This is a genomic window from Leifsonia sp. PARNA 1/14 (assembly GCF_055720965.1).
Genome location: NZ_JBVQSP010000004.1, coordinates 420,190 through 428,955 on the forward strand (window position 1 = coordinate 420,190; position 8,766 = coordinate 428,955).

Here is an 8,766-nt window from a genome sequence, read left to right on the forward strand (position 1 = left end):
TCGGGACCAACCGATCGAAAGGCGGCCGCGCTTCCTGAAAATCCACAAAGGGGTACTGTCCTTGTCCCAACCGCCCGCACAGCAGACCCTGGAAGCGTGGACCCGTGCCCATCCCGGACAGATTCCAGAATTCCCCGCGCCTTCATGCGATCGACGAGCGTCTCGAGCCGTTGAAGCGCTTCGAGCTGCGCACTCCGCGCACCCGTAACGGGGCGATCCTCCAGTTCGTCGCACTCGCCGTCGTCGCCGCGGTGCTCGCAGCCGTGTTCTTTCTTCCGGGTTTCCTGGGAGCCGGCATCGCGGCGGCTGCAGGCGTCAGCGACTTCAACAAGCTGCCCGCCGATCTGAACATCCAGCAGTTCGCGCAGAACTCGACGGTGTACGCCAAGCAGGGCGGCAACGACATCCCGATCGCGCAGTTCTACGCGCAGAACCGGCGCGACGTCGGCTGGAACGACGTCGCACAGGTCGCCAAGGACGCCACCACCTCCGCGGAGGACCCGCGCTTCTACTCGGAGGGTGCGGTCGACGTCTTCGGAACCGTGCGCGGCGCGCTCTCCACCGTGGTCGGCGGCAACGTGCAGGGCGGATCGTCGATCACCCAGCAGTACGTGAAGAACGTCGAGGTCGAGAAGTGCTCCGTGCTGACCGACCAGAAGAAGATCCAGGCGTGCTACGACGACGCGGCGGGCGTGACGCTGCAGCGCAAGGTGCAGGAGATGCGCTACGCGGTCGGGCTGGAGAAGAAGTACAGCAAGCAGGACATCCTGCTCGGCTACCTGAACGTCGTCGGCTTCGGCGGCCAGGTGTACGGCATCGAAGCCGCCTCCGAGTACTACTTCAACAACACCGCGGCCAAGCTCACGCTGCCGCAGGCCGCGACGCTCATCGCGATCGTCAACAACCCGTCCAACCTGCGCATCGACGAGCCGAACAACAAGGACAACGGCGCCGCCAACGGCTACGCGCTCACCAAGGCTCGCCGCGACTACGTGCTGGACCGCATGTACGTCAACCACAAGATCACCGCGGCCGACCGGGATGCCGCCAAGAAGACCCCGATCACGCCGGCGATCACGCCGACCACCTCCGGGTGCACCTCCGCCTCCCAGTACAACGCGGCGTTCTTCTGCGACTACGTCCGCGACGTCATCCTCAACGACGCCGCGTACGGCAAGACCGCGACCGAGCGCTGGGACACCCTGAACCGCGGCGGGCTCAAGATCTACACGACGCTCAACCTCGACCTCCAGACCGTGGCGCAGCAGTCGCTCTCGAAGTACATCCCGGCCTCCCGTACCGACATCGACCTCGGCGCCTCCAACGTGTCGGTGGAGGTCGGCACCGGCCGGATCGTCACGATGGTACAGAACCGCGCCTTCAACAACACCGATCAGCCGCAGGACGGCACGACGGCGGTGAACTACAACACCGACGAGGCGTACGGAGGCTCGGAGGGCTTCCAGACCGGATCGACCTTCAAGGCGTTCGATCTGATCGGTTGGCTCGAAGGCGGCCACAGTCTCTACGAGACCGTCAACGCCTCGCAGCACAACTTCCCGATGTCGGACTTCTCGAGCAGCTGCGGGCCCGTCTCGGGGCCGCCCTGGCCGGTGTCCAACGACGAGGGCTCCGCAAGCAGGCTGTCGGTGATGTCGGCGACGGCGGAGTCGGTCAACACGGCGTTCGCGATGATGGCGACGAAGACCGACCTGTGCTCGATCCTCAAGGCGGCGCAGAACCTCGGCGTCCACACGGCGAAGACGGGAGGCACGCTCAACTCGTACCCGTCGATGATCCTCGGCACGAACAACATCGCGCCGCTGACGATGGCCACGGCGTACGCCGGCATCGCGGACAGCGGCACGGTCTGCACACCGATCGCCATCGACAAGGTGATCAACGCCGACGGCAGCGCGCACAAGGTGAGCCCCTCGACCTGCACGCAGGGCCTGGCCAAGAACATCGCCTCCGGCGTCACCTACGCCCTCCAGGGCGTCATGCGCGGAGGCGGCACCGCGGCCAGCGCCAACCCGTACGACGGCACCCCGATCATGGGCAAGACCGGCACGACCGACGACTCGCTGCAGAACTGGATGATCACCTCCACCACGAAGGTCGCGCAGGCGACCTGGGTGGGCAACGTGTCCGGGCAGACCCCCCTGCGCAGCCTCGAGTTCGACGGGATCGGCGGCGGCAACGTCAAGTTCTCGATCGCCAAGCCGATCCTGAAGGCGCTCGACGCCGTCTACGGCGGCGACTCGTTCCCGAAGCCGGACGACTCGGTGCTGTACGGCAGCCAGGTGTCCGTCCCTGACGTCTCGGGCAAGACCCCGGACCAGGCGACCCAGCTGCTGCAGGCGCTCGGCCTCACCGTCACCGTCGACCCGACGCCGGTCGCGAGCGACCAGCCCGCGGGCACCGTCGCCGGCACCGACCCGTCGGCCGGATCATCGGTCGACGGAGGATCGAGCGTGACCATTCAGGTCAGCTCGGGTCAAGCGTCGCAGGGGCCGTCGACGAGCACGCCGACGCCGCAGCCGACGAACGGCAACGGCAAGGGCGGCGGCACGGGCGGAACCGGAGGTGGGGGCACCGGAGGCGGCGGCACCGGAGGCGGTGCCGGCGGCGGGGGCAACGGCGGCTAGGCAGTAGCCCGCCTGGAGGCCGTGCCGCCGTGCGCAGCCTCGGCCGCCGCGCCCAGCCAGGCGTCGAGCACCTGCGCCCGCAGCGCGTTCGACCGCTCGGCGAACGCGCGCTGGCGCCGCACGTACTCGGCTTTGCCCTCTGCCGTCTCGATGCGCACCGGCTCCGCGCCCCACGGACGCATGTCGTACGGGGAGGCCTGCATGTCGAGCAGCCGGATGTCGCGGGCGAGCACGAACGCATCGAGCAGCAGCTCGCCGGGAACGAGCGGCCCGAGCTTCATCGCCCACTTGTAGACGTCCATGCCGGCGTGGAGGCAGCCCGGCTGCTCCAGTTCCGGCTGCGTCTCGCGCGTGGGCGCGAACCGGTTGAGCGGCACGGCGTCCGGCGTGAAGAACCGGAACGCGTCGATGTGGGTGCAGCGCAGCTCGCCGGCCTCCACCACGGCGTCGGTCGCCGCCTGGCCGAGTCGCAGCGGCACGTCGTGGCGGTGCTCGCCCTGCCGGTACACCATCGCCCACTCGTGGAGGCCGAAGCACCCGAACCGGCCCGGCCGCGCCGCGGTCGATCGCAGGATGCGTTCGATCGTCGCCAGCAGGGGCGCTTTCTCGGCCTCCATCGCGGCGCGGTCGACGACGAGGGAGCCGGGCGACGACCCTTCGGTGTACCAGCGCCAGGACGCGCGTGGGTCGTCGGCCGCCTCCAGCAGCTCGACGCCGGGACCGGGGTGCCAGCGCCGCAGCACGGCGGGCGCGTACGAGTAGTAGGTGAAGAGGAAGTCCTCGACCGGGTGCTTCTCACCACGCGACGCGCGGGCGCGGTGCCCGGCCGTGAGTGCGTCGGCGCGCTCGGCGTGCGCCGCGGCGCGGGCGCGCCACACCTCGGCGGGCAGCGCCTGATCGCGGGGAGCGGAGATCGTCACCAGTCGACGATACGTGGCCGTCAGCCGAGCGACTCCAGCGGGTTGCGGCGCAGCTTCCCGGCGACGCCGCGCGCCACGATGCGCTGCGCGGCCGTGTCGGGCTTGCGCTCCGCCTGGTCGGTGACGCAGGCGGTGAACTCGGCGGCCAGGTCGAGTCGTGGCAAGGCGGTGACGACCTCTCGCAGGAACTCCCGCGGCAGCGCGTCGGGGCGCACGCCGGAGATGTCGAGCGCCGTCGCGATCTCCAGGAGGTGGCCCTCCGGGTCGAGGGCGGGATCGACCTCCGGCCAGTTGTGCCGCACGATCACCTCGTGCGCTCGCGTGCGCCGCTCGGGCCCCCACCCTGCTCCGGCGGTGAGCGCCTTGGCGACGTGACCTCCGGCGTCCTCGTAGGCGAGGGTGTGGTTGTCGAACGCGGGCACGATGCCGATGTCGTGCAGCACGGCGGACACGTACAGCAGCTCGCGGTCGATGCCGTGGAGGCCCTCGAGCGTCGCGAACCCCTCCGCCCACAGCCACGACCGCAGCACGTGGTTGAGGAGCGACGGCGTGTGGTACTCGGTGGCCAGCTCGAGCGCGGCGCGGGCGGCGGCGGTGTCGGGAGCGGTGATGTCGGCGAGGCGCATGCGACCATCCTGACGCCTCACGCCGCGCAGATCCGGCCTCCCGCCGCCGAATTCCGGCCGACTTGGCCCGCGCTCTCGCGGGATTAGCGGCATTTGCGGCAAATGCGGCGATAGAGGCGCACTGTCGCCACATTTGCGGCAAATCTCGCCGGCTACGGGAGGGTCGGGTCGAGCACGGTGATGCCGGTGGAGGGCGCCGACTCGGTCGCCGGGAGGAGGCGCGCCGCCTCCGCCAGGCCGACGGTGCGGCCGACGAGCTCGTCGGGGCGCAGGTCTCCTGAGGCGACGAGCGCGAGCATCCCCGGGTAGTCGGCGGCGGCCATCCCGTGGCTGCCGAGCACGTCGAGCTCCCACGCGATCACGCGGTCGAGCGGCAGCACGGGCAGCCCGCCGGCGAGCAAGCCGATCTGCACGTGGCGGCCGCGCCTGCGCAACGATCGCACCCCCGCCACGGCGGTCGACGCCGAGCCGACCGCGTCGACGGCGACCTGGGCGCCGCCCGCCGTCAGCTCGGCGACGGCGTCGGCGACGTCGGGCCCGGCCAGGAGGGTGTGCTCCGCCCCGACCCGGGCCGCGGCCTTCAGAGCCGCAGGAGAGCGGTCGACCGCGATCGGCCGGGCGCCGAGAGCGCGCGCGATCGCGATGGCGCTCAGGCCGACGCCGCCCGCGCCGTAGACCGCGACCCACTCGCCGGGCCGGAGGCGGGCGCGAGCCGTCAGCGCACGGTACGCGGTGGCGAACCGGCAGCCGAGCGCGGCCGCAGCGCCGTCGGGGAGCCCCTCGGGCAGCGCCACGAGATTGAGGTCGGCGGCGCGCACGGCGACGAGCTCGGCGTGCGAGCCCCAGTGCGTGAAGCCCGGCTGCGTCTGGTCCGGGCACACCTGGGCCTGACCGCTGCGGCACCACTCGCAGCGCCCGCACCCGTTCACGAACGGCGCGGTCACGCGGTCGCCCGGGCGCCAGTGCTCGACGCCGGCGCCGACGGCCTCCACGACTCCGGCGAACTCGTGGCCGGGCACGTGGGGGAGGTGCACGGTGTCGTCGTGGCCCGCCCAGGCGTGCCAGTCGCTGCGGCACAGACCGGAGGCGCCCACGCGAATGAGCGCGCCGCCGTCCGGGACGTCCGGCGTCGGCAGGTCGGCGACGGAGACCGGCCCCGAGAACGTCTCGTAGTACAGCGCTTTCATCGTGTCCCTCCGTCGATCGAACCGGCCGCGGCCGCCAACTCCCCGCCCGGCAGCGCCGCGAGCACCGCCACCACGGGTCGGTCCGCCGGCGCCCACTCGAGCCCGCCGAGGGCACCAGGCAGTCGCCATTCCAACGCATCGTGATCGGTGGAGGCCGTCGGCGCCGGCCCGGCGAGCGTCACCGCGTAGCAGGCGAGGTCGACGCGCCCGGTCACCGTCCGGTCGAGCAGCTCACCGACCCGTGCTTCGACACCCAGCTCCTCGCGCAGCTCACGGGCCAGCGCCTCCTGCGGAGTCTCGCCGGCCTCCACCTTGCCTCCGGGGAACTCCCAGAGCCCCGCGGCGTCCTTGTGCGGCGCCCGGCGGCAGGCCAGCACGGCACCGTCGCGCACCACCACGGCGGCGACGACCACGACGGGGAGAGCGGAGGACGGCACGGTCCCATCCTGCCCTGCCGCAGGTGCGAGGATGGTCCCGTGACCGACACGAACCCGACCGTCCTGCTCGTGATCGACCTGCAGAAGGGGGTGCTCCCCGGCTGCGCCGACGCCGACGGTGTCGTGCAACGGACCGCCGCGCTCGTCGACCGCGCGCGCGCCGCGGGCACGCCGGTGGTCTGGGTGCAGCACGAGGAGGAGGACCTCCCGTGGGAGAGCGCGCCGTGGCAGCTCGCCGACGGTCTCGTCCCGGCGAAGAGCGAGCCGCTGGTCCGCAAGGAGTACCGGGACGCGTTCGCCGGCACCGACCTCGACGAGGTGCTGGAGTCGTTCGACGCCACCCGGCTCGTCGTCGCCGGAGCCCAGAGCGACTTCTGCATCCGCACGACCACGCAGAGCGCGGCCGTCCGCGGCTACGACGTCGTGCTGGTCGGCGACGCGCACACGACGACCGACGCCGAATGGGAGGGCGTGACGATCACCGCCGAGCAGATCGTCGCGCACACCAACCGCTACTTCTCGGGCCTGCGCTATCCGGGCCAGGAGTTCGCGGTCTCGTCCGCGGCGGAGGTGCGGCTCTAGCCGATCGGACGCCCTACGACACCGTCCACCGCAGTTCGATGATCTGGTGCAGGTCACTGAGATAGAACACGTTCTGCGAGCCCTCGTCGACCTCCACGAACGCGACGGGGTCGCCGATGATCGGAGGCGCCCCGACCAGCGCGCCGATGTCGTTGTCGTGCCAGGCCCCTTCCCGCCACCAGAGTTCGTGCACCATCTCGTCGTGCCCGGTGAAGATCACGTGCTGGGTCGCGACGGGCTGGAAGAGCCCTGCCTCGAACGCGTAGCCCGCCGGGCTGGTGGTGGTGTACGCGAGGGGGGCGCCGGCGGCCACGGTGAGGTCGTTGTGGTGCCAGCCATCGGTCGCCCACCACAGCTCGTGGAGGTGGCCGTCGCCGCCGACGTAGTCGACGTGCTGAGTGCCCTGGCCGCGGAAGATGTACCCCGTCACCGTCTCGGCGTCGCTGGAGATCGGGGCGCCGGTGACCGCTGTCAGATCGCCCCAGTGCCAGCCGGACGCGTCCTGCCATAGTTCGATGATGTGCCCGGGGTCGGCACGGTAGAGCACGTGGGCCGTCTTCTGATCCTCGAACGAGTACCCGGTGGGGGCGGAGGTCGCGGAGCACGGTGGTGCGCCGATCGCGGTGGTCAGGTCGGCGTCGTGCCAGCCATTGCCTGCATTGCGCAATTCGTGCACGGCGCCGCCGCCCTGCCGGCGGTACACCACGCGCTGTGCCCCGTCGAAGTAGGTCTCGTACCCGAACGGCTGGGAGAGCGTGAGGGGCGCACTGGCCGCGGAGGTCAGGTCGTTGTGGTTCCAGCCGTCGTCCTCCGTGTACCAGAGCTCGTGCACGCGGCCGTCGAGCCGCAGCCCCTGGTACACGACGTGCTGCGATCCCTGGTGCGCCCAGATGTACCCGTTCGCGTTGGTGCCCACGGGCGAGCCGCCGGCCTCCGACACGAGGTTCTTCACGCTCCAGTCGTCGCTCTCGCTGCAGTACAGCTCGTACAGCTGCGCATCGCCCCCGTTGGTGGAGGTGTAGCCCTGGAACACCACGTGTCGGGTGAACTGGGCGAACAGCCACGCCGTCGGCTGGTAGACGGCCAGCGGTGCTCCGGAGGTCGCCGTCGTGAGGTTCTTGATTCTCCATCCCATGATTCGGCTCCGATCGTGCGGGCGTCGGCGTCGGGAGTCGGCGTTGACAGCTTCCAGGGTAAGCGCGTCATGGCCGTGCGGGCCTGCACGGATTCCGCTACCGCAAGCGGCCCACGCGCCGGTGGCGGACGCGCCGCGGCCCCGCCGCTAGCCTGATCTCGTGCCCGACCGCCTGAACCGCGTCGCCGTCCTCGTGCTCGAGGGCGCGAAGCCCCTCGACGTCGGGATCCCGGCGCAGGTCTTCACCACCCGCGCCAGCATGCCGTACGAAGTGCGCGTGTGCGGTGCTGCTCCGGGCCTGGTCACAGGAGGCGACGGGTTGTCCTACCACGTGGCGCACGGCCTCGAGGCGCTGGAGTGGGCGGACATCGTGTTCCTTCCGGGCTACCGGCATCCCGACCGCGACGATCCTCCGGTCGCCGTGGTGGAGGCGCTGCTCGCCGCCCACGCGCGCGGCGCCCGGCTCGCCGCGATCTCGACCGGCGCCTTCGCGCTCGCGCCCACCGGCCTCCTCGACGGCAAGCGCGCCACCACCCACTGGCACTACACGCGCTCGCTCGCCCAGCGGTACCCGCTCATCCGGGTCGACGAGAACGTGCTGTTCGTCGACGAGGGCGACGTGCTGACCTCCGCGGGTGCGGCCAGCGGCATCGACCTGTGCCTGCACATCCTGCGTGGCGATCTCGGCATCGCCGCCGCCAACCATGCCGCGCGACGCCTGGTCGCCGCTCCGTATCGCAGTGGAGGCCAGGCGCAGTACGTTCCGCGCAGCGTCCCGGAACCGCTCGGCGAGCGGTTCGCCGTGGTGCGCGAGTGGGCACTGCACCGGCTGGGCGAGCCGCTCTCGCTGGACCTCCTCGCACAGCGCGCCGCAGTCTCACCGCGCACGTTCTCCCGCCGGTTCGTGGAGGACACCGGGTACACGCCCATGCAGTGGGTGATGCGCGCCCGCATCGACGTCGCCCGCGAGCTGCTGGAACGCTCCGAGCGCAGCGTCGAACAGATCGCCGCCGACGTCGGCCTCGGCACCGGCGCCAACCTGCGCCTGCACTTCCAGCGCATCCTCGGCACGACGCCGAGCGAGTACCGCCGCACCTTCGCCGGCACCGACGACTGAGCCGCTGAGATTTGGGCCGAATGTGGCGATAGGGGCGGTCAATGTCAAGCAATCAACGCATCAGGCGGCTGTGAGGAGGCTGTTCAGTGCGTGGGCTGGGGTGTTGTAGTCGAG

General features: G+C 71.1%; 8 protein-coding genes. 3 read left to right on the forward strand and 5 right to left on the reverse strand.

Going from position 1 to position 8,766, the window contains the following annotated elements; translation table 11 throughout:
- The first annotated feature begins 104 nt into the window (after nt 1-104).
- A complete protein-coding gene (locus AC0HS0_RS13620) occupies nt 105-2,648 on the forward strand; it encodes a penicillin-binding protein (RefSeq protein WP_472964580.1) in 2,544 nt (847 codons plus the stop codon).
- On the opposite strand, the gene AC0HS0_RS13625 is transcribed toward AC0HS0_RS13620, so the two are convergent.
- The 4 genes from AC0HS0_RS13625 to AC0HS0_RS13640 all read right to left on the reverse strand — a co-directional run bounded on the left by AC0HS0_RS13625 (nt 2,645) and on the right by AC0HS0_RS13640 (nt 5,818).
- Nucleotides 2,645-3,568: a 3-methyladenine DNA glycosylase gene (locus AC0HS0_RS13625; protein WP_472964581.1), complete on the reverse strand. Its 924-nt coding sequence runs from the start codon at nt 3,566-3,568 to the stop codon at nt 2,645-2,647. The two genes, AC0HS0_RS13620 and AC0HS0_RS13625, sit on opposite strands and share 4 nt — an antisense overlap.
- Nucleotides 3,569-3,588: 20 nt before the next feature.
- Nucleotides 3,589-4,194 carry an HD domain-containing protein gene (locus tag AC0HS0_RS13630; RefSeq protein ID WP_472964582.1) on the reverse strand — a complete coding sequence of 202 codons (606 nt, stop codon included), beginning with the start codon at nt 4,192-4,194 and terminating at the stop codon, nt 3,589-3,591.
- Nucleotides 4,195-4,346: 152 nt separating this feature from the next.
- Complete coding sequence (locus AC0HS0_RS13635) at nt 4,347-5,381, reverse strand: zinc-dependent alcohol dehydrogenase family protein (RefSeq protein ID WP_472964583.1); 1,035 nt, start codon at nt 5,379-5,381, stop codon at nt 4,347-4,349.
- Nucleotides 5,378-5,818, reverse strand: coding sequence for a (deoxy)nucleoside triphosphate pyrophosphohydrolase (locus AC0HS0_RS13640; protein ID WP_472964584.1), 441 nt, complete (start codon nt 5,816-5,818; stop codon nt 5,378-5,380). The genes AC0HS0_RS13635 and AC0HS0_RS13640 overlap by 4 nt, the downstream gene beginning before the upstream one ends.
- A 39-nt stretch (nt 5,819-5,857) precedes the next feature.
- Here AC0HS0_RS13640 and AC0HS0_RS13645 point away from each other — a divergent pair, with 39 nt between their 5' ends.
- A complete protein-coding gene (locus tag AC0HS0_RS13645) occupies nt 5,858-6,400 on the forward strand; it encodes a cysteine hydrolase family protein (protein WP_472964585.1) in 543 nt (180 codons plus the stop codon).
- A 13-nt stretch (nt 6,401-6,413) separates the two neighbouring features.
- Here AC0HS0_RS13645 and AC0HS0_RS13650 read toward each other — a convergent pair whose 3' ends face one another.
- Nucleotides 6,414-7,535 (reverse strand): hypothetical protein, encoded by a 1,122-nt coding sequence (locus AC0HS0_RS13650; RefSeq protein WP_472964586.1) that lies wholly within the window; start codon nt 7,533-7,535, stop codon nt 6,414-6,416.
- Between the two features lie 160 nt (nt 7,536-7,695).
- Between AC0HS0_RS13650 and AC0HS0_RS13655 the strand changes: the two genes are divergently transcribed.
- Nucleotides 7,696-8,652, forward strand: coding sequence for a GlxA family transcriptional regulator (locus tag AC0HS0_RS13655; protein WP_472964587.1), 957 nt, complete (start codon nt 7,696-7,698; stop codon nt 8,650-8,652).
- Nucleotides 8,653-8,766: the final 114 nt, after the last annotated feature.